The following is a 19,227-nucleotide window of genomic DNA, read 5'->3' as shown; positions in this document are numbered from 1 at the left end:
GTCTTCACGATGTTCTCCGGGGTGTGGCCGGCTCGGGGCCGGTGATGACGGTGTCGGGGGCGGCCAGCCCGCCGGGGCGCGGCGGCCGGTACGGGTCCGCCGCGGCCGCGAGTGCGGCGGTGGCGGCGTGTCCGTCGAGCGCGCGGGTGGTGACACCCAGCCCGCTGAGCGCGCGCACGGTGCCGTCCGCGCGGCGGCGGGCGGCGTGCTCGCCGTTCTCCCCGGCGCTGGTGCGGGTGACGATCAGGACCTGTCGGCGCAGCGGATCGCGGCGTTCGGCGAGGTCGTCGAGGAACGTCGCGTGGTCGGTGGCCGCGTCCGTGAGCGCCGGGTGCGGCATCGTGCCTGCGGCGGCGGCGAGGGTGCGGGCCTGCGAGCGCAGGTCGACCGGCTGCGCCGACACGACGATCTGCGTCGCCGTCGACAGGCTGTTGAGCCAGCGGCCGAACGTGTCGACCAGCGCGGCTTGCTCGTCGGCGGTGCGCAGCGCGAGGTTGACGCTGGTGGCGGCGACTATCGCCGCCCGGGCACCGGCGAGGGTGATCTCACCGTCGTCGGTGATCGCGTCGGCGGGCAGTTTCAGTGGGGCCGGCAGCATGATTTTCGAGGCCGGCGGCTGGACCCAGTCGGGGACCTTGGCGGCGGTGTCGGTGGTCGACAGCGCCCGCGGGGCGCGGGACTGCCGGACGGCGGCGAGCAGCCACGCATCCATCGGCAGTCCGTCGCGGCGGCCGACGGCGAGGCCGAACACCAGGCCGCCGAGAACGACGGCCCCGCCGGCCAGTACGGGTATCGGCACGACATGGTGCAGGGCTTGGAAGGCGCCGTAGCCGAGCACTGCGGCGACGGCAAGGATCGCGAGCTGGCGGAAGGTCAGGCCGTAGGCGATTTTGTCGGCGGCGTCGACGTCGGCGGGCATCCGAGCTCGCACGATCCCGGGATCCTGGCGGTCGTTCATCGCAGTACCCTTCCGATGCCGGGCACCGCCCGGCTGATCTGCTGCACGACGACGACCCGGACCATCGCGCCGAGGACGTTGCCGCCGCGCCCGCCCTCGGTGGCGTAGCGGCGGACCAAGCCGGGAACCCGCACGCAGGTCCACAGCAGGACCATGACGACGAACAGGTTGAACACGCTGCCGGGCTCGCCCGGCAGGCCGAGCAGCGGCAACATCGCGGCCGGGTCGAGCAGCATCCACTGGGCGGCGAACAGCACGAAGCCCTGCAGGATCGGTATCGCGAGGACCCCGGCGAAGGACCGCCACCACAGCCGGGCGACCGGATCGGTCTGCGGCAGCGCGTGGCACGCCAGCGCGATCGGGGCGCCGGCGGTCAGCACCAGCGCGAGCGCGAACCGCACGATCGCCGAGCAGGCGGTGGCGGCCATCAGGAACAAGATGACCGCCACGCAGACCAGGAACACGATCCCCCCGCTCTGGCCGGCGGCGGTGATGTGCGTGCGCATCGCCTGGAACGCGCCGTCGGAGTCCAGGTTTTGTTCGGCCAGTGCGCCGGTGAGCGCGTTGGCCATATCGATCATCTGGCCAGTGATCAGCTGAGAGAAGTGGGCGGTGATGAACCCGACCACGCAGCGCGGGATCAGGTCCTTAACGGTGTAGCGGGACCGTTCGTCGCCTTGGTTGATCATGGTCAGCACGCCGGCGGCGAGGAACACCAGCACGAACACCGTGTCGACGATCCAGACGGCGCGCCCGGTCAGGGCCTGCACCTGCGGCAGCCCGGTCACGTTCGGCGTGATCAGCAGAACGTCGGTGATCACCGCTATCATCGTGTTGAGGCTGTCCAGCAGCAGCCCGGCGAACCAGTCCAAAATGCCGTCGAGCCAGCCGCCCGGGTCGAGCCAGCCCATGATCAGCCCCCGACGATGCCGCGTACGACCTGCAGCAGGACCGGAGCCAGCACGGCCAAGCCATAGCCGACCAGGGCGTTCTTGAACGCGGCGTTGGACTTGTCGACCTGGGCCGGGTCACCGCCGGCGGTCGCCCGGTACACCCCGGCCAGAACCAGGAACAGGGTGGCAACGGCGGCGAGGATGCCCATGATCCAGATCTGCAGGTTCGCGACGACCTGCGGCAGACTGTTGGCCGCCACCGCCACCACGCCGGGGTCGGCGTGCGCGGCGGCCGGAGTCAGCAGGATCAGCGCGGCCGCGCCCAGCGGCGCGGCATGACGTACGACCCGGCGGCCGATGTCGAGAAAGTGGGTGTTCGGGGCACGCAGACGTGCCCGCGGCGTGCGGGACATGAGTGGTCACCTCCCGCCGCGCACCCACAAAGAGGCGGGGCGCGCGGCGTGCTCGAACGGCGAAAGAAGAGGCCGCCGCTGGGCGTCCGAGCGAAGGACGCAGGCGAGGTGAGCCAGGGGGTGTCTCGGGAGGAGCTCGTCCTCCCTATTCGGGTCTCGCGGGTGATGAGGTGTCAGCGCATCAAAGGCGCGGCACCCGAGAACGTCCCCGGCTCACGTCGCCCGGCCCTCGAAGACTCGGGGCTCGGCGGCGGGCGGAGACCACGACGGGCACCCGGGTTTCGGTGCCGTGGCGGTTCCGCACCCTCAAACCGGGGTTTGTGCGCTGTGGCGAACACTCGGCGCTCTGACGCGGAACTGACACGCGTCTGACGGACCTGACAATGCAGGTCAGAACCACTTTCTCGAAAGCGCAGACGGGTGGCGTGGCGGCTGACACGCAACTGACAACGGCGAGCAGGAGCACCGTTGTCAGACCCCTGTCAGACGGCTGCGAGCCCGCACCTGTTGACATCGCACCGCACGAGTGGGCGCTGTACGCGATGTGGGTCAGTCCGGCGCTGGCCGGCTGCGGTAAAGCCAGCGGCCATCGCGGCTCGGGGCACGCGATGAGGGACGGGCTACTGCTGGCCGGAATGTCGGTGTGGCCGATGCGGCCCGACAGCGCGACGGTGGTCGTGACCGGCGGGGCGCCGCAGCCCGCTGTCAATCTGATGACGCTGTCGCGCTTGCACCTTGAGCTGTCGAGCCGGGGTGGCTGCAAAGGCAGCGGGCCCGACAAGGGTGTCGGGCCCGCTGCTGGGTGGGTGCAGATGATTTTCAGGCGGCGATTGATTCTCAGGCGGCGATGAGCCGCTGCGGGGTGCCGGCGCGGCCGGCGCGGATCCGGGCGCGCTGCTGGGCGCGCCCGGCCAGCTTCGCGCGCAGCTGCGGCGAGGTGGCCTCTTCGAGCATGCCGTCGCTGACGGCCTCGGCGATACGGGCGTCGATGCGTTTGATGCGGCGGCGCAGCGTGTCGACGTGTAGGCCGAGGCGGGCGGCGATCGGTTCGATCGCCCGGTTACCGAGCCGCAGATCGATGTAGGGCTGCTCGTCGTCCGGATCGACGATGCCGAGCTCGACGGCACGGCGCACCAGCAGGTCGGGATGCCCCCACGGCCGTCTCGGGGTCCGCGGGCCGGTGACGTGCTCGAGGAGTTCCTCCGGGAGCGGGATCGCTTCGGCGCCGTCACGCTGGTGCAGTTCATGGCCGGCGCGCCACGCGGCCCGGCACAGCGACGCGTACGGCGCGGGCCGGGCCAGATCGGTCCGATCGCGTAACGCGGTCAGGAAGCCGGTGAGGATCTCTGCGTCCAGGTCGTAGGCGTCCCCGCCCCAGCCGCGGCGCAGCTGCCCGGCGTAGCGGCGCAGTGCGGGTAGTGCGAGGGCGGTCGCGGCGATCACCCACGCCGGGCCGTCGAGGCGAGCCCGGCGGATCAGCTCACGCCACACCGCGTCGCGTGCGGCGTAGGAGCGCGGGTGCTTGAGCAGCCAGCGGCGCAGCGCGGGCAGGCTGGGCCGGCCCGTGGGCAGGTCGGTGCCGTCGCGCAACGGCTGCAGGTCGAGCAGCAGCGGCTGCGGCCCGGTGGTCAAAGCGGTGAAGGCCGCGTCGACGGCGTCCAGCGGTGAGTCGGGCCGGTCGTTGGCGGTCATGCGGGCGGACTCCTGAGGGCTCGAAAGGGCGGGGTGTCGCCGGCGGCCGTGGCCATGAGGGCCGGCCGCGTACGGGATGCCGCTGATTGCGCCACGAGCGTCTGACACCGTTCCAACACCCCAGGTCAGCCCGTGAGAGTCAGGCGGCTAGGCCGCGAAGGGGCACCAACCTGCGGGCTTCAAGTTCGCCTGACAGCCGTCTAACACGGGTCTGACAAACCTGTGTTGACCTGAGCTTTCAGGGTGTGGCGCCGTGTCAGTAGTTGGGACGCTAACGGCTAACAGATGACTGACAACGACCTATTGGTGTGCTCGCCGCGTCTGACGGAGCGCTGACAGCGGTCCCGGCGCCGTCCGGGCGGTTGCGGCAGGCGAGCCGTGTCAGAAAAGTGTGAGACCGCTGTCAGGCCGGTGAGTGTTCGCCACAGCGCACAAAACCCGGTTTGAGGGTGTCAGCGCATCACGGCGCGGCGCGGAGCCCAGCCACTTCATGAGCGAGCACACGCCGCAGCACCACACTGACCTGTCCACCCCCGCCGATCCGGCCGCGCTCGACGCGGCCCCGACCGACCTGATCGCCGGCGACCCGCCGGTCCCGATCACCGTCTGGCGCACCGCGCGCACCGATGCCGACGCCGGCCGCAGCATCGGCGCCCGGCTCGCGGCGCGGCTGATCGCCGCCTACTCGCGCCCCGGTGAGATCGTCGTCGACCTCACCGACGGCCACGCCCTCACCCAGGCGAGCGCCATCGGTAGCCGCCGGCACCACCCGGCCTGGTTCACCGAAGCCTCCAGCCTGATCATCGGCCCGGCCAGCCCGGCCGACGCCGCCACGGCCGATCTGCGCGGCGACCCCGGTGACGACGAGGAGCTGCCGGAGCTGAGTGCCTGGTTTGGTGACGACCTGACCGACCCGTCCCTGCACCCGGCCGGCGCACCGGACATCGAGGTTCCGGCCGATGGCTCTCTGTACGAGGTGACCAGTCTGGTGGTTGCCCGCTGGCCGTTGGACGACTCCGGCGAGGCGTCGAACCGGGTCCGGTTGGCGTGGCTGCTCACGGCCTGCACGCAGCTACTGCGCCCGGGCGGCTGCCTGATCCTCGTCGTCGCCGTCCCCGCCGGCACCTCGCCGGCGCCGGAGGACTTCACGCCGGTCGTGCAGGCCGCCGCCGGCGTCCGGCTGGGCTACCTGCAGCACATCGTCGCCGTCGCGGCCGACGCCGACGGAGACGCGTTCATCTACCACGTCACCGACGAGGAACTCCTCGCCCTGGCCGACGCCACCGGCCGGTGGCAGGCCGCCCATCTGCGGGTACACGCCGACCTGCTGGTGTTCAGCCAGACCGACCGGCCCGCGCCACGACCCGGCACGAGCGGCCGGCAGGGCGGTGAGCGCCGTGGCTGAACACCGTTTGCCGCGGCAGCAGGACACCCAGTCCGGTGCTGCTGGCGCCCGTCCCGGCTCCGGCGGACGGCACCGCACCTACGACGCCCGACACCGCAGCGCCGGACCGGACGGCCTGTCAGTGTGGGCGACCGCCCAGTCGACCGGACCGGTACAGCGCAAGGGCCGCTACGTGCCCGCGTCGGTCAAACACCCCGCCCGCATGCTGCCAGCGATCGCCGCGCACGCCATCGACCACTACACAAAGCCCGGAGACCTGGTGCTCGACCCGATGTGCGGGATCGGCACCACCCTGGTCGAGGCGGTGCACACCGGCCGCGACGCGTTCGGCATCGAGTACGAATCCAAGTGGTCGGACATCGCCGACGCCAACATCAAACACGCCCACAGCCAAGGCGCGACCGGCCGGGCCGCGGTGATCCGCGGCGACTCCACCGGAATCCTGTCGCTCGTTCCCGCCGCCCTGACCGGGCAGGTCGCGCTGGTCGTCACCAGCCCGCCCTACGGGCCGACCGTGCACGGCCTGGTCGAGCCCGGCGAAGGCGGCGTCCAGAAGTCCGACAACACCTACAACGACGGCACCGACCGCGGGAACCTCGCCTACCGCGACCTGACCGGCCTGGCCGACGGGTTCGCGCAGATCCTCACCGGCTGCCGGGCGCTGCTGCGCCCCGGCGGGGTGGTCGTGGTGACCGCCCGGCCGTGGCGCAAACACGGCCAGCTCGTCGACCTGCCGTCTGCGGTCATCGGCGCGGGTGTCCGGGCCGGGCTCATCCCGGTGGACCGATGTGTGGCCCTGCTGGCGGCGGTCCGCGACGGCGGCCTGGTCGCCCGGCCCAGCTTCTTTCAGCTGCAGGCGGTCCGCAAGGCACGCCGGGCGGGCACGCCGATGCACCTGATCGCGCACGAGGACGTCCTGGTGTTCCAGCGCGCCGAGGCCGCCGAGGGCGGGGTGGTTGCGTGACCGAATCCATCGCCTCTTACCTATCTCTGGGTGCCCGTGTGCAGAGTTCGGCGCTGTTGCTGCTCGCGGTTCAGGGGCGGGTCCCGGCGTTCGACGCCGCGATTTTCTCTGACACCGGGTGGGAGCCGGCCGCGGTCTACTCGCATCTGCGGCGCCTGGAGGACCTCGCGGCATCGGCGGGGATCCCGATCGTGCGGGTCTCGGCCGGCAATATCCGCGACGACGCCCTCGACCCGGCTCACCGGTTCGCGTCCATGCCGCTGTTCATCCTCGGCCCGAACGGCGAGCGGGGAATAGGTCGTCGTCAATGTGCCAATGAGTACAAGATTCGCCCGTTTAAGGCGGAGGTGCGGCGGCGGCTCGGCTACCCGCACCCAGCTCGGATCCTGACCGGCGTGCATGCGGAGATGGCGATCGGTATCTCGGTCGATGAAGTTCATCGGGCCCGCGACGCCGACGTCGGCTACATGCGCAACGGCTTCCCGCTGCTGGAGCTCGGGTGGCGGCGCGGAGGCTGCTCGGCGTTTCTGGCCGAGCACGGCCTGGCCGGTACGCCGAGGTCGGCGTGCCACGGGTGCCCGTTTCACACGGATCGTGAGTGGGTTCGGTTGCGCGAGACGGATCCGGTGGGGTGGGCGGACGCGGTCGCGTTCGACGCCGCGATCCGGCACGGGTCGGCGCGGGCGAACGCCGGCGGGCATCCGCTGCGCGGGCAGTTCTTCCTGCACCGCCAGCGGGTGCCGCTCGACCAGGTGCAGCTGCGCCCACAGGCCGGCAACCAGCAGGACACGCCCGGGTGCGGGCCATGGAGCTGCCCGCACCCGGGCGGGCCGGCGTCCGAGGGCACCCCGGAGATCGCGGCCACGAGAGCCGGGACCGTGGCCGGGCTGCGGGAGGTGGCGTGATTGAGCCGTCCGCAGCCCGACCCGCCCAGCTCCGGATCGGGTCACTCTGTACGGGGTTCGGTGGGCTCGACCTCGCCGTCGAAGCGGTCCTCCGCGGCCAGCTCTGCTGGTACGCCGAAACCGACCCGCACGCGAGCACAGTCCTCGCCGCGCGGTGGCCGCAGGTCGTCAACCTCGGCGACATCCGCACCGTCGACTGGAACACGGTCGCCCCGGTCGACATCCTCACCGCAGGCTTCCCCTGCCAGGACATCTCCAACGCCGGCCGGCGCGCCGGTATCACCGGCAAGAACTCCAGCGTCTGGACCTCGGTCGCCGGCGCCGTTCGCGCGCTTCTACCCCCGCTGGTCTTCGTGGAGAACGTGGCCGCGCTCCTGCACCGGGGGTTCGACGTCGTCCACGCTGACCTGGCCGCGATCGGGTACGACACACGGTGGGTATGCCTACGCGCTAGCGATGTGGGCGCCGCCCACCGCCGTGACCGGCTGTTCCTGCTGGCAAGCCGCCCCGGCCACCCGGCCGGGTTCGATGCTGCCGACACCGTGCGCTCGTGACGGCAAAGGCCGCGGTCACCAAGACAGCAGTCTGCCGAACGTGATCGAGCCGGGCGGCAGCCGCAACCTGTTGCTGCCCACCCCGACCGCGGTCACCTACGGCTCGAACAAGTCCACCTCCGGCGGCGCCGCCCGGCGGCCGGGCCTGACCCAGCTGGCCGACACCCTGCTGCCGACCCCGACGGCGGCCGACAGCCGCGCCTCGGCCAACGCCACCGCCGGACGCCGCACCCCCAGAACCGGGCATAGCGGTAACACCCTGACCGACGCCGCCCGGCTGCTGCCCACCCCACAGGCCAGCGACACCGGCACTCCCGGCCGGCGCACCGGGCACGGATTCCGGCCGCCGTTGTCGCAAGTGCTGCTACCGACCCCGCGGGCCAGCGACGGAGAGAAGGGATGCCCTGGGCAGCGGGGCAGCCACGGAGACCTCACCCTGCCCTCCGCAGCCGTGCGGATCCCGACATCGGCCGACTCGCCGCTCGGGGGCGGGCATCACATCGGACCACATGGCGACGGCGACGCCGCGCCGGCGGCCGGGCTCGGCGAACTCGATGAACAGCGGTGGGGTGTCTACGCCGTGGCGGTCGCCCGATGGGAGCTGCTGGTCGGCCGGCCCGTTCCGGAGCCGACCCAGTTGGGCAGACAAGGCCGGCCGGTGCTGGCCCCGCCGTTCGTGGAATGGCTCATGGGTTTACCCGGCGCATGGGTGACCGGGCTCGAGCTGCCACGCACGGCCGCGCTGCGGGTGCTCGGCAACGGGGTCGTGTGGCAGCAGGCCGCCGCCGCACTGCGGATCCTGCTCTGCACACCGCAGGACAACCCGTGAGTCCGCCGGCACCGGTTGGTAACCGGCCGGATCAGTGCTGATGCCGCGCGATGGGGCCGGTCGAGCTGTATCTCGGCGACGCCCGCCAGGTGCTCCAGGACATGCCCGACAGGAGCATCGACTGCGTGGCGACCTCGCCGCCGTTCTGGGAGCTGCGCGACTACGGCACCGGCCGATGGGAAGGCGGCCGATCCGACTGCGACCACGAACATCGCCCCAGCGAGCGGTCCTCCGGCGCGACGTGCCGGCAGTGGCCGGCGGTGTGGGTGGACTCGCAGTACGGGCTGGAAAGCGACGTTCAAATCTATGTCGACCAGCTGATCGCCGTGTTCGACCAGCTCCGTCGAGTCCTCACCCAGGCGGGAACTAGGCTGGACCTCGGGGACCCATTCACCGGCGGCCCGCGGCACGCGCACTCGCCCGGTGGCCGTGAGCCGGTCGGCCGACTGTAGGTCAAGTAAATCGTCGGAGGGCCGGGGCGGGTGGCATTCGCGCCGCTTGCCCGCCGGGTGGGCTCGTCCTGGACTCGTTCTCCGGGGCGGCGACCACCGGGCACGCGATGGTGTAACCCGGCCGCCGCTCCGCCGGGATCGATATCAACCAGGCGTTCCACGACGAAGCCCTCGCCCGGCTCGCCCCGCCCTGCCCGCCGTAGCCGGCGGCGGGCAGGGCGGGTGAGGTCGCAGACGGTGCCAGTCACCTTCGCCGAGGCGCGGGCACCTACACCCGACAGGACGAGTCTGGGGCGAACTGCGCGCGGCGGGGTGGCGCATCGTCGCCTCTCGACCGCCGCGTCCCTGCTGTTCACGGCCGACGTAGCGGCGTACCACCGAGTAGGAGAGATCAGCGGCATCAGCGGGCCCCGTCCAGACCCGCCGATGCTTCCACCGACCCGGGTGGGGCCGAAACTGATGAACATCGAATCCATCCGATCGAGGTGGGGGCCCAAACTGGCGAACATGCCTGGGTTCAACATGTATCTGAACCGCAGAGCCATCGTCGACGGGGCCCGCGGGTGCCGGTCGGGCGATTGACTTACAGAAATGCTTCAGGCGTCCGTTGCGGATTACGATAGGAGCACTCCGAGCTCCAACGTTGCAGTAGCGTGTCCGCTGGCTTGTGACCTCAGCGGCGCGGCCGTGACAGGTCGGCGGTCATGCGCATATGGTCGTCACGTGGTTGAACGTGTTCAAGTTCCATGGGTTGTGGTGTGGCGATGGGTGTTGCTCGGCCTCGCCATCGCCTGGAGCGCCGGGATGGTCGGATTTGCCGCCGCGAACGGGGGAGCGATCCCAGCGTTGATTTTCAGTGTCTGGTCTGTGGCCCTGCTGGCGCCGCCCTTTGCCACGCAAAACCGGCAGTCTTCTTCAACGGTGTGCATTGTTGCGGCGCTGGCCGACCTGGGGATCGGCTTCGTGTTCGCGTTCATGGGTTTGTTCCTGTTTTGGCCGCTGGTGATACCGCTTGTAGTGGCGGCATTCCTGCCGCCACGTCTACCCAGGTGGCGTCAATCAGAGGGGTCCGACCCACTCCACCGGGTGGGTGCCGGACGGGCGCACACAAGAAGTGGCCAAAGCTTGGTGGGACCATTTCTCATGACTGACCGGGACCGTCAGTCGCGCCCAGAACCACGCCGGGATTACGGACGTCGCGAGCGCCGACATGGCTCTGAGAGCGAGTGTGGTCCCGACTACTGTCCCTATGTGGGGCCGCATGTTACTCCAGCAGCCATCAACGGGTCGGCGTCGAGCAGGACCCCTAACCTTTCCTTGGCATCAACATCCATGAAAGTCGAGATGGCTGAGCGCGCGTACGCCAATCCCGCCGGGCTGCCACGGCCGCGGTCGGACGGCCGGCCGATCCCGTGGATCACCCAAGTCAGAACTACTGGACCCGAGTGGCGGCGCATCGATTCGTCTCGGTTGCTGGCCTGTCAGGTGGATTGGCGCTGTCAAAGTTGCGGCCTGAGGCTGCCTCGGGCGGCTTACAGCATCGTCAACCTTGAACGGGAGGTCCTCTCCCATGCGCCGCTTTGCCGGCCATGTACAGCAGCGGCCTTGCGCTGGTGTCCCGGCCTCACCAGAACGGACCACCTCACGGTCATGCTGGTGACGCCCGACGACATCACAGCCGATGACCAGCCCCTGCTCTATCGCTGGAACCACTACGGCGAGGAAACTCGGACTTGGAAAGTGAGTGTCGCCGTACCGACCTCGGTCCGCCAGGTGACCCCATCAGCTGACGGTCTTGCGGACGGCGCTGGTAAAACCGGCGATGAAGAGGGCGGTGAACGCCCAGGCCAGAACCTGTAGGGGCCAGCCGGCGATGGCGAGACTTTGTCCCGCTGGCCGGGCGGTGGGGGCACAGGTGTCGCGGGCGCCGGTCTTGAGCAGCGGGGTGCCCAGGTCGAGGCCGACGCCGATCAGCTCGGTCGCGGTGCAGGCTGCACCGGGAGTGGCGGTGCGGCTGGTGTGAACTAGGCCGTGGTGCTGGGCGGCGGTCCAGGTCCAGCCGATCGATACAACGAGGACCAGCAGCAGGCCGAGCAGAGCGCGCCAGGGCTGATAGCCGTAGCCGAGAAGGATGCCGGTGAATTGGGCCCAGTTGCGGTCCCAACCGGAGATGGCGCGGCGGTGAATCTGGTCGTCACGTTGCGCCATGAGGATGCGGCGCACGGCGTGGTCATGCCCGGCGGCGCGGTGAACGGCGGCTAGCTGCTGGTAGGGCTGGGCGGCATAGCGGGGAGTGTGCTGGCGCAGCAGCCGCAGCCAGTACGGCAGCGAGTCCGGATCAGGTAGCTGCGGGTAGGTCATGCCGTCCAGGGCAACCAGAGGGCCGCTGTCGCGGCTGGCGCGGGTAACATGCCTGGTCTTCAACGTCAGGTGCCCGCCGATGCGGGCGCCGTCCAGGTCGATCACCGCGTGGCCGGTGCCGGTGGCGGTGAATCCGCCGCGCAGGAACATGTTTTGGCCGACCTGCAGGCCGCTCGCGGCTAGGGCGGGGCCGGCGGGGTTGCTCAGCTTCGCACCGGTGCAGTTGAGCTGGCCGCCGATGTGGGCGCCGGGCAGATGGATCGTGCCAAACTCTCCGGTGCCGTGGGCGGTGAACCCGTCGCACAAGAACACGCTCCGGTCGACCTGCAGATCGTCAGCGGTCAGGGCGGGGCCGGTGGGATTACTCAGCTTCGCTCCAGTGCAGTCCAGGCGGCCGCGGATGTGAGCGCCGATTAGCCGGACCGCGCCAAGCTCGCCGGAGCCGGCCGCGGTGAACCCGCCGTGCAGGTACATGCCCTGGTCGATCTGGAGGCGGTCGGCAGTCAGGGCGGGGCCGGTGCGGTTGCTCAGCTGGGCTCCAGTGCACACCAGTTGGCCGATGTGGGCGTCGAGCAACTGAACCGCGTGCAGCGAGTCGGCGGTGACCGTCGATCCGTCCAGCGCGATGAGTCGGGCGGTGAGCCGGATGCCGTCAATCGGCGCGTCCGTCGACCCGATCGGGTGTCCGATCCGGCATTCGGACAACGCTACGACGAATAGGCGGGCATCGCGCAGAATCAGCCCGTCGGGCAGGAAGCATCCGGACAGCGTCAGTGCGAGGTCGCTGACGATGTTCTCCAAGTCGAGACGTCCTGCGATCCGGGCACCGCGCAGCCGCAGCCCGCGCGGATCTGGCTCGGTGGCAAGCCGGCCACGCACGATGTCGCGCACCACCCAGGCACGGACGGTGCGCTCAGGGCCCCAGGACCGCATAGCGGCCTCGTCGACATGCTCGTCCTCTGCAAGGTCGAGCAACTCGCCCTGCACGACGGCCTCGATCAGACGCTGCTCGAGTTTGCTGGGTTGCCTGTTCGTCTCGACCACCCGATGAAGCGTGACCGGACCCCAGCCAGACCGCAATCCATCGACTGATGGATCCGGGGTGCGGCGACTCTGGCACTGTCGCGCCTACCGTGATCGGGAGCCGGGCCAAGGCCCCCGCCACGGTCGCGGTTCGCGAGCCGGCCGACGTCGCCCTGCGGGGGCCGCCGCGGCCGCCCCGCGGACCGCGGCGAGCGAGCCGGCCCGGCCTGAGCCGAGCGAGTACGACTACGGGCAGTGGCGGGCGATCACCACCGTGTTGCGCCAGGACGTCGGTAGCGGAGCTCGGCGAGCAGTGGAACTCTTCGACAGGACCTGCGACGTCGCGCGGACACGATCGGGTCGGGCGGCCGAGCGGCTGCACGCCTTGAGTGGCGTGCAGCACCGGGTATCGCAGCTCGTGCTGACCGCGTCGGAGATAGCCGCGTTCGCGCTGTTGCGCACCGCGATTTCCGGCGAGAATCTTCGGCGCGTGTGGCCGCGTGACCATCCGAGGCGGGGCAGTTGTTTTCGTAACCGACTTGGCCGGGCTCGGCGGGACCGCCATTGTCCGGTCGTCACGAGGCATCGGGGCACTGCCGAGGACTGGTCACGGGCCGCCCGCCAGCAGCTGCTGCACGGTGTGCCGATGGCGCCAGCTGGTCACCGACCGGGCCAGGGCCAGCCCGAACCCTGCATCGGCCACCGCGATGCCCAGCAGTGGTCCCGGATTCGTGCCGGTGGCGGTGCTTTGGATCAGCACACCGGCCGTGACGGCGGTGATCAGCCGTAGCAACGCGATGGACGTTCCGGCGCGGGCCAGCCATCGGGCCGGGCGGCCGGCGCTCAGGCGGATGAGCGCGGCCGACGCGACGGCGGCGACGACGGCGCCGGCCATGCCCGAGGCCGCCAGCACGAAATACGCCGCCGGGCAGGAGCCGGTGAGTTGGTGGGCCTTCACACCGACGACGGCCGTGACGGCCCACCCCGCGGCGGCCGTCTCACCAACGGCGAGCAGCATGGCCAGAGCGGCGCAGCAGGCAGTACGCCAGCGCAGACTCCCCATCATCGGCGGGCACCGTCTCGGCTGGCTACGGTGCCGGGCTGGCCCACCCACGGCCGGCGCCGCGTCCCGGCCGGCACCCGGGATTTCGCCGGGCCGGCGGCCGGGGTGCGTGAACCAGCGACGCCCACGCCGGAGACGGCGTGATGCCGTGCGGCGGTCATCACAGCCCGCCCGGGGTTGCGGTGGTGGGTGCCTGGCCATCGTGGCCTACCGGGGGTGGCTGCCAGGTGCTGCCCCGGTCGGAGTGCAGCAGGGCGGCGAGGTAGGCGGCGGCGCAGATCCACAGTGCGGCGGGCAGGCCGGCGGTAAGCAGAGCGGCGCCGGCGAGGCCGCCGGCGGGCAGGCCGAGCCGCCCCACAGCGTTGATCATGGTTTGGGTGCGGCCGCGCAGCTGGTCGAGGGTCCGCTCGTATTGCACGGTGAGCAGGATCGGGTTGCCTAGCCCACTGCCTACCCCGGCGAGGGCGAAGACGACCAGGACGCTGGGCAGGTCAGCGGTGCTGGCGAGCACGACGAAGCGGCTGACGCCGCCGACGATCAGCGCGGCCAGGCAGGTCGCGCGGCGCGGTAGCCGGGAGACGATGCCGGCGGCCAGCAGTGCGGTGACGGTCGCGGTCAGCCCGGCGATGCTCAAGGCGGCGGCGGCCCCGGAGGCGCCGTGGCCGTGGTCGCGGGCCCAGACGGGCAGCAGGCTGACCAGGAGAACTTCGTCGATGAAATTAGTCAAAAGGTACATTACGGTTTGGGCTCGCAGGGTGTGATCGGCGTGCACCTGCCGGGCGCCGTCGCCGAGCTCGCGTAGGTAGCCGCCACCTGCCACGCGGAGACCGGGGCGGGGCAGCAGAGCGGCGGCCGCTGCGGCGAGGGTGAACAGCAGGGCCGCGGCGAACAGGGTGCGGGGCCCGCCGAGGGTGGTGAGCAGCAGCCCGGCGAGGGCGGGCCCGACGGTGGTGGCGGCGCGTTCGACCGCCACGGTCACACCGATGACCCGGTCGAGAGGCTGGCGGGCGGTGCGGCTGATCGCGGGGATGCAGATCGCTTTGGCCGCGGTGGAGGGGCCGTCGGCGGCACCGACGACCGCGACCAGCACGGCGATGACCCCGATCGGCGCCGTCGGGAACACGGCCAGGGCCAGCAGGGCGGTGGCGGAGGTTAGGGCGCAGACGGTGATGGTGCGGCGGGCGCCGGCGCGGTCGAGCAGCGGCCCGGCCAGGATCAGGGTGATCAGGTAAGCGGCGGACTGGGCGGCGGTGACCAATCCGGTCTGGGTGGGGCTGCCGGTGCGGGTCAGCACCAGCCAGGGCACGGCGACCAGCAGCATTCGGTGTCCGGTTAGGACACACGCCATCGCGACCAGCAGCCCGGTGAAGGCGCGCCACCGAACACCTGGCTCGGCTGTCACGAGCAGGGTGTGATCGGAGGGCGACGTGGCCGATGCCGGGCCCGGGTCGTCGCCGGGCCCGGCGAGGGTGGTCATGGCGTTCTCCGGCGCACGGCAGAGTGGGCCGTCTCGGCCGCCCCGGCGGGCGACGCCTGCGGATTTGAAGCGGGAAGGCTGGGCTGTGCGCGGCTCTGGGCTGGCAGTTGACGTGCAGTGCCGCCTACCTCGGGCACGGCCGGTGTATTGCCATGTCGAGGCTTGGTCCCGACGGCCGGCCTGGTGCTGTCGGGTTCGGCAGCTGGTCGCGGCGTGTGGCCGGGCGGGCGCAGGGCGACGCCCGCGTTGACGAGCAGGGTGCGGGTGAATCCGTAGGAGCGGCCGAGCCGGGCGGCGATGCTACGGATGGAGCCGCCGCCCTGGTAGAGGCGTCGCGCGTCAGCACTCATCCGGGCACGTTGGTCATCGCCGATGTGGGTGTTGGGGCGTCGCGGCCCACGGGTGCGACGCGTTGCGGTAGGCGTGGGTGGGCCGGTAGCGGGCTTGGGCGGGTCAACGGAGCGGGGCAATCGAGCTACCTCCTCAACGAGTGTGGGGGGTGGGGTGAGGCCGGCGGGTCGAGGTGCTCACCGGCTGGTCACGGTGGGCACGGTGATCGCGGGGAGCACAGCGGCGGCGTGCGTCCGGACCGTCTGCTCGGCCCGGGTGGGTGAAGGGCGCTGTGATGGTCAAACGCAGCCCGTGCTGCCAGATCGGCGGATGGCTCCGCAGAGACGGGAAGACTCGAGCTTGTCGAAGAGCACCCACAAGGGGCCGCGACCCGCAGGCGTTGGAAGTGGGCTCTACCGGGTTGGGCGGCTGACGGCGGCCCGGTGGTGTGCTGGGCCCGTTCACTGTGTTCTCGTCTGGCCGACGGTGATGCCGGACAGGATCGCCGCGCTGAGACTGCGGGCCGCTCGTACGGCCTCGGCGTGGCTGTCAGCGTGGCCGCCGGGGCGTTGCGGGTCGAGGTTGATGTCGATGGTGAGCGTTACGTTGGCGCGGCGCGCGACCAGATACACCCGGTCGGTGTCGTCGAGCAGGAACACCTCATCGCCGAGTCCGGGTACCGGCATCGGTTCGGGGCCGGAGGCGACGCGGCGTTCGGTTCGCAAGCTGCTGGCGGCCATGGCGATCGGGCTGGCCAGGGTGAAGCCGGTATGCCGTTTGAGGGACACCGACAGGCGCAGGTATGCGCTGTCGCGGGCTGTTTCGGGCCGGCGGACCCAGCCGCAGTAGGAGTAGTCGCCGACGTCGAGCCGGGCACGTTCGTCGCGGTCCACTCTGCGTGCGTCGGGTGGCCAGATCTGGTCGAGGCCGGCGGCGTCCAGCGCTGGGCATGCCGCGCTGACCCGCGGTGCGGTCGGTGTCCACGGCCAGGTCACCCCCCCGATCGGCCACCCGCACGCCGGTGACGGCCGTAACCAGCAGCACCCCGGCGGTCACCAGCAGCCGCCGGTACCGGAACCGAGACCGTATTCCGCTGTCAGGGACGTGGCGGCGCAGGGCGGCGACCTCGCGGCGGAACACCGGATCGGGCAGCCAGGCCGAGCCGCGGGGCGCGGGCAGGGGGATCGGCCGGCCGTTGTATTTGACGGCGACGACCTGCTGGCCGAGCCACCGCCATCTGACCGCGACACCGGCGATCTGCGCCCAGGCGACGGAAGGGCCGGCCGGGCCGTAGCCGATGCCGTGCTCGGTGATGGTCACGGCGGCGACTCGGCTGCCGGCGAGGTAGAGCACGAACAGGCAGGTGACGGCCAGTAGGGCGCCGACGCCGGCGACCGGGGCCACCAGCCGCAACAGCCGGTAGTCGATCGGCCCGGTGCCGGTGAGCGCCGTCGCGGTGAGCGCGCCGGCCACCGGGCTTGCTGCGGCCAGGATGTACTTCTCCACCGAGCCGCGCCGGTGTTGCCGGAACACCGATACCAGCGGCGTCTGATTGGTGGGGCCAGGTTGGTCCGGGCGCGGGAACACCGTCGGCTGGCCGGCGCGGTTGCGGGGCAGGGCGACCGTTCGCTGATGGGTACGCGCGTCGCGGCCGGATCTGACCGATGCTGAGCCGGTCGAAGCGGACGGGCCAGCTTCGGCGGGTGAGCGGGACCCGGCCGGGCCGGGCTGGGCGCCCGCGTGTCCTGCCGGTCGCGGTCTGCGGCGCCCGGAGCCGTCACCCTCGGGCGGGTAGTGCGGTGGATAGCCGGTCATGGCGTCCCCAGTGCGTGTGGGCGGACAGTGGCAGCGGTGGTGAGCGTTTGCAGGGCGTCGAGCAGGCGGGGGACGTGGTCGGCGAGCCGGTAGCGGTGCAGGTTCAGTAGGCAGGCGGTGAGCAGGTGGCGGTGATGCTCGGTGCCGGCGATCGCGGTGATCATGTCGACGGTGGTGGCCAGGCCGCTGTCGTTGTGCAGGTGCAGGGCGGCGGGGACAAGTTCGGCCGCGTCGGGCAGGTCGGCAGAAACCAGGGGCAGGCAGCCGGCGGTGACGGCGTGGATGAGCTGGCCGGTGTGGTGGCCGAGCCGGTCGTGACCGTCCGGCGGGTCCAGCCGGACGGCGAGGCTGTCGCGGTAGGCGCGGGTGGGGGTCACGGCCTGGGCCGGCCGGCCGCCGGCCGGTGCCGGATCGGTAGCCAGCACGCGCCGGCGCGGGTGGGCGATGAGTTTGTGCGGGTCGGCGTCGTCGAGGAGCCGGTCGGCGGCCGGGTACGGCAGCCACAGCCGGCCGGTTTGGGCGGTGGTGGCGGCGATCTTGACGTGGGCCGGCTGGTCGAGGGAAAGGTTTGGCGGGAGTTGGCTGTCGAGGTCCCAGATCAGGGTGGGCAGCTGCTGGCGGATGGCCGTGCGCAGCCACCCGGAGCGGCCCGCGCGGTCGAGCCCAGGCATCGGTGTGTCGGAGCTGTGGGGGTTGGGGTTGCGCAGTTCATAGATCAGCGCGGTGATGCGGTGCTCGGCGAGTCCGGCCGTCGGGCTGTGGATGTTGCTGTGCGGGTCGGGCAGGGAGATGACGGCGTGCCCGGCAGCGCGCAGTGCGGCCATCACGGCCGGCGCCGTGAGGTCTCCGCCGTCGGCGCAGGCGTTTGCGGTCGATTGGAGGTAGCCGATGCGCAGGTGGGTCCGGATCGCTGCCTGCCGGCGCTGGCCGCTGTCCATACTGCGGCTGCCGCGCAGTGGGGTGCCGGTGACGGCGAGCAGATCACGGACGGCCCGGTGGCTGCTGTGGGTTTCGGCGGCGATCTGGGACAGCGACCGGTGATCGGCCGTGTATCGGCGGGCGATGGCGGCGGCCAAAGCCATCCGGGCGACCTGCTGATGCAGGCCGGAGTGGTTACTGCCGGGCATCGTCGGGCCTGCTGGCAGGGGGTAGGGGTTGCAGGACGGCCAGCCAGAAGCCAGGGCTGAGCGCTTCAAAGCTCGGTGCGCCGCGCGTGGCTGTACGGCTGGCACAGCGCGGGTGGTGATTCGCCGCGGCGCGGGAGAGCAGACGGCCGGCCGCCGCCCGGGTGTGTTCGGTGAGGACGGCCAGCTGCACGCGCTCCTGTGCCAGCAGGGTGACCGCCTCGGTCAGCCGGCCACATCCGGCGTGGATGGTAGCGCCGCTGAGCAGTAGGCTGCCCGGATCTTGGCAGTCGTGGGGGCGCCTCGACCAGTGGTCCAGCGCGGCGGTGATCTGTTCTTGCGCCTCGTCGCATTGCCCGTCGTCGTGCAGCGCGAGAGCGTAGGAACCTTGGTGCAGGAGGCTGTCCGGGTCGTAGGTGTGCGCGGCGAGTCGGCGCCGGGCGACGTGCACGGCGTCGACGGTGAGGTCCTGCTCGGTCAGGACCTGCTGATACAGCCGAGACGCGGCAAGCGCCGTGCGGCTGGTCCCGCCCCACAGACGGTCGGAGGCGCTGTGGGCGTAGCGGGCCCACAGCAGGCGAAGCTCGGGGTCGGCGTCACTACGCCTGGCGTAGGCGATCGCGGTGGCGATGATGTCGGGATCTGCCTGGGTGCTGATGGGGTCCAGCCCGCCCACCGGCGGCGCCAATTCTGGCTCCGGCCCGGGCTGGGCCGGCCGGAACATCAGCCGGTCCAACCACGCCCGCACCTTGTCGGTCTGCCTGTCGGGCGCGTCTTCGGTGAAGCTCATCGGCGGGGGCCTCCGATCGGTAGCCGGCTGGTGGCCGGTCATGGTTTGCGAGGCCCTAGACATCGGCGGCACCAGGCGCGACCGGCCGGATACCGGTGCAGGAATCGCTGGCAGGCGCGTAGCGGTCGTTTCGGCCGGCCCGGTTGGTGCTGACGGGCGCAGCCGGGCCGTCTCGCCGG

General features: G+C 71.4%; 19 protein-coding genes. 8 read left to right on the top strand and 11 right to left on the bottom strand.

What is annotated here, in order from left to right; genetic code table 11:
* Nucleotides 1-4: 4 nt before the first annotated feature.
* The 3 genes from ACQP2X_RS39510 to ACQP2X_RS39500 are packed head-to-tail and all read right to left on the bottom strand — an operon-like array spanning nucleotide 5 to nucleotide 2,264.
* Entirely contained in the window at nucleotides 5-958 is a 954-nt protein-coding gene (locus ACQP2X_RS39510; protein ID WP_498690692.1) for a PrgI family protein, read from the bottom strand.
* Nucleotides 955-1,869, bottom strand: a complete 915-nt coding sequence (locus ACQP2X_RS39505) for a TrbL/VirB6 family protein (protein ID WP_498690690.1) — start codon at nucleotides 1,867-1,869, stop codon at nucleotides 955-957. The genes ACQP2X_RS39510 and ACQP2X_RS39505 overlap by 4 nt, the downstream gene beginning before the upstream one ends.
* A 2-nt stretch (nucleotides 1,870-1,871) precedes the next feature.
* Nucleotides 1,872-2,264: a pilin gene (locus tag ACQP2X_RS39500; RefSeq protein ID WP_498690688.1), complete on the bottom strand. Its 393-nt coding sequence runs from the start codon at nucleotides 2,262-2,264 to the stop codon at nucleotides 1,872-1,874.
* Between the two features lie 383 nt (nucleotides 2,265-2,647).
* On the opposite strand from ACQP2X_RS39500, the gene ACQP2X_RS39495 reads away from it, so the two are divergent.
* Nucleotides 2,648-3,115: a hypothetical protein gene (locus tag ACQP2X_RS39495; protein ID WP_498690687.1), complete on the top strand. Its 468-nt coding sequence runs from the start codon at nucleotides 2,648-2,650 to the stop codon at nucleotides 3,113-3,115.
* Here ACQP2X_RS39495 and ACQP2X_RS39490 read toward each other — a convergent pair.
* Entirely contained in the window at nucleotides 3,102-3,956 is an 855-nt protein-coding gene (locus ACQP2X_RS39490; protein ID WP_498690686.1) for a hypothetical protein, read from the bottom strand. The genes ACQP2X_RS39495 and ACQP2X_RS39490 overlap by 14 nt on opposite strands.
* Before the next feature lie 490 nt (nucleotides 3,957-4,446).
* Between ACQP2X_RS39490 and ACQP2X_RS39485 the strand changes: the two genes are divergently transcribed.
* The 7 genes from ACQP2X_RS39485 to ACQP2X_RS39455 all read left to right on the top strand — a co-directional run bounded on the left by ACQP2X_RS39485 (nucleotide 4,447) and on the right by ACQP2X_RS39455 (nucleotide 10,925).
* Nucleotides 4,447-5,361 (top strand): hypothetical protein, encoded by a 915-nt coding sequence (locus ACQP2X_RS39485; protein WP_498690685.1) that lies wholly within the window; start codon nucleotides 4,447-4,449, stop codon nucleotides 5,359-5,361.
* The gene (locus tag ACQP2X_RS39480) at nucleotides 5,345-6,325 is read left to right on the top strand and encodes a TRM11 family SAM-dependent methyltransferase (protein WP_498690683.1); all 981 of its coding nucleotides are present in this window, start codon (nucleotides 5,345-5,347) and stop codon (nucleotides 6,323-6,325) included. Before ACQP2X_RS39485 ends, ACQP2X_RS39480 begins: the two co-directional genes overlap by 17 nt.
* The gene (locus ACQP2X_RS39475; RefSeq protein WP_498690682.1) at nucleotides 6,322-7,230 is read left to right on the top strand and encodes a hypothetical protein; all 909 of its coding nucleotides are present in this window, start codon (nucleotides 6,322-6,324) and stop codon (nucleotides 7,228-7,230) included. Before ACQP2X_RS39480 ends, ACQP2X_RS39475 begins: the two co-directional genes overlap by 4 nt.
* Nucleotides 7,227-7,784 (top strand): DNA cytosine methyltransferase, encoded by a 558-nt coding sequence (locus tag ACQP2X_RS39470; RefSeq protein WP_498690680.1) that lies wholly within the window; start codon nucleotides 7,227-7,229, stop codon nucleotides 7,782-7,784. Before ACQP2X_RS39475 ends, ACQP2X_RS39470 begins: the two co-directional genes overlap by 4 nt.
* Nucleotides 7,785-7,824: 40 nt before the next feature.
* Complete coding sequence (locus tag ACQP2X_RS39465) at nucleotides 7,825-8,613, top strand: hypothetical protein (RefSeq protein WP_498690678.1); 789 nt, start codon at nucleotides 7,825-7,827, stop codon at nucleotides 8,611-8,613.
* A 50-nt stretch (nucleotides 8,614-8,663) separates the two neighbouring features.
* Nucleotides 8,664-9,065 (top strand): hypothetical protein, encoded by a 402-nt coding sequence (locus ACQP2X_RS39460; RefSeq protein WP_498690676.1) that lies wholly within the window; start codon nucleotides 8,664-8,666, stop codon nucleotides 9,063-9,065.
* 723 nt (nucleotides 9,066-9,788) lie between these two features.
* Entirely contained in the window at nucleotides 9,789-10,925 is a 1,137-nt protein-coding gene (locus tag ACQP2X_RS39455) for a hypothetical protein (protein ID WP_498690675.1), read from the top strand.
* Here the strand turns inward: ACQP2X_RS39455 and ACQP2X_RS39450 are convergent.
* The 7 genes from ACQP2X_RS39450 to ACQP2X_RS39420 form a co-directional block, all read right to left on the bottom strand.
* The gene (locus ACQP2X_RS39450; RefSeq protein WP_498690673.1) at nucleotides 10,848-12,470 is read right to left on the bottom strand and encodes a hypothetical protein; all 1,623 of its coding nucleotides are present in this window, start codon (nucleotides 12,468-12,470) and stop codon (nucleotides 10,848-10,850) included. The two genes, ACQP2X_RS39455 and ACQP2X_RS39450, sit on opposite strands and share 78 nt — an antisense overlap.
* Before the next feature lie 586 nt (nucleotides 12,471-13,056).
* A complete protein-coding gene (locus ACQP2X_RS39445) occupies nucleotides 13,057-13,515 on the bottom strand; it encodes a hypothetical protein (RefSeq protein ID WP_498690671.1) in 459 nt (152 codons plus the stop codon).
* Nucleotides 13,516-13,672: 157 nt separating this feature from the next.
* Nucleotides 13,673-14,989 (bottom strand): MFS transporter, encoded by a 1,317-nt coding sequence (locus tag ACQP2X_RS39440; protein ID WP_498690670.1) that lies wholly within the window; start codon nucleotides 14,987-14,989, stop codon nucleotides 13,673-13,675.
* Nucleotides 14,986-15,339, bottom strand: coding sequence for a helix-turn-helix domain-containing protein (locus tag ACQP2X_RS39435; protein ID WP_498690668.1), 354 nt, complete (start codon nucleotides 15,337-15,339; stop codon nucleotides 14,986-14,988). Before ACQP2X_RS39435 ends, ACQP2X_RS39440 begins: the two co-directional genes overlap by 4 nt.
* A 441-nt stretch (nucleotides 15,340-15,780) precedes the next feature.
* On the bottom strand, nucleotides 15,781-16,212 hold the full coding sequence (locus tag ACQP2X_RS39430; protein WP_498690667.1) for a hypothetical protein: 432 nt from the start codon (nucleotides 16,210-16,212) through the stop codon (nucleotides 15,781-15,783).
* A 918-nt stretch (nucleotides 16,213-17,130) separates the two neighbouring features.
* Nucleotides 17,131-18,261, bottom strand: a complete 1,131-nt coding sequence (locus tag ACQP2X_RS39425) for a hypothetical protein (RefSeq protein WP_498690665.1) — start codon at nucleotides 18,259-18,261, stop codon at nucleotides 17,131-17,133.
* Nucleotides 18,248-19,048 (bottom strand): hypothetical protein, encoded by an 801-nt coding sequence (locus ACQP2X_RS39420; protein ID WP_498690663.1) that lies wholly within the window; start codon nucleotides 19,046-19,048, stop codon nucleotides 18,248-18,250. The genes ACQP2X_RS39425 and ACQP2X_RS39420 overlap by 14 nt, the downstream gene beginning before the upstream one ends.
* Nucleotides 19,049-19,227: the final 179 nt, after the last annotated feature.

Origin of the sequence: Actinoplanes sp. CA-131856 (assembly GCF_050956135.1) — a bacterium.
Classification (GTDB): Bacteria; Actinomycetota; Actinomycetes; order Mycobacteriales; family Micromonosporaceae; genus Actinoplanes.
The sequence above is the reverse complement of the archived record's forward strand: the minus strand, read 5'-3'. Positions and strand labels throughout refer to the sequence as shown.

Bases quoted from the DNA above. Each gene is read 5' to 3' on its own strand.
- ACQP2X_RS39505 (WP_498690690.1), bottom strand. From the start codon at position 1,869: ATGGGCTGGCTCGACCCGGGCGGCTGGCTCGACGGCATTTTGGACTGG.
- ACQP2X_RS39420 (WP_498690663.1), bottom strand. From the start codon at position 19,048: ATGAGCTTCACCGAAGACGCGCCCGACAGGCAGACCGACAAGGTGCGG.
- ACQP2X_RS39425 (WP_498690665.1), bottom strand. From the start codon at position 18,261: ATGCCCGGCAGTAACCACTCCGGCCTGCATCAGCAGGTCGCCCGGATG.
- ACQP2X_RS39510 (WP_498690692.1), bottom strand. From the start codon at position 958: ATGAACGACCGCCAGGATCCCGGGATCGTGCGAGCTCGGATGCCCGCC.
- ACQP2X_RS39495 (WP_498690687.1), top strand. From the start codon at position 2,648: ATGCAGGTCAGAACCACTTTCTCGAAAGCGCAGACGGGTGGCGTGGCG.
- ACQP2X_RS39490 (WP_498690686.1), bottom strand. From the start codon at position 3,956: ATGACCGCCAACGACCGGCCCGACTCACCGCTGGACGCCGTCGACGCG.
- ACQP2X_RS39460 (WP_498690676.1), top strand. From the start codon at position 8,664: ATGGGGCCGGTCGAGCTGTATCTCGGCGACGCCCGCCAGGTGCTCCAG.
- ACQP2X_RS39445 (WP_498690671.1), bottom strand. From the start codon at position 13,515: ATGATGGGGAGTCTGCGCTGGCGTACTGCCTGCTGCGCCGCTCTGGCC.
- ACQP2X_RS39435 (WP_498690668.1), bottom strand. From the start codon at position 15,339: ATGAGTGCTGACGCGCGACGCCTCTACCAGGGCGGCGGCTCCATCCGT.
- ACQP2X_RS39440 (WP_498690670.1), bottom strand. From the start codon at position 14,989: ATGACCACCCTCGCCGGGCCCGGCGACGACCCGGGCCCGGCATCGGCC.
- ACQP2X_RS39485 (WP_498690685.1), top strand. From the start codon at position 4,447: ATGAGCGAGCACACGCCGCAGCACCACACTGACCTGTCCACCCCCGCC.
- ACQP2X_RS39500 (WP_498690688.1), bottom strand. From the start codon at position 2,264: ATGTCCCGCACGCCGCGGGCACGTCTGCGTGCCCCGAACACCCACTTT.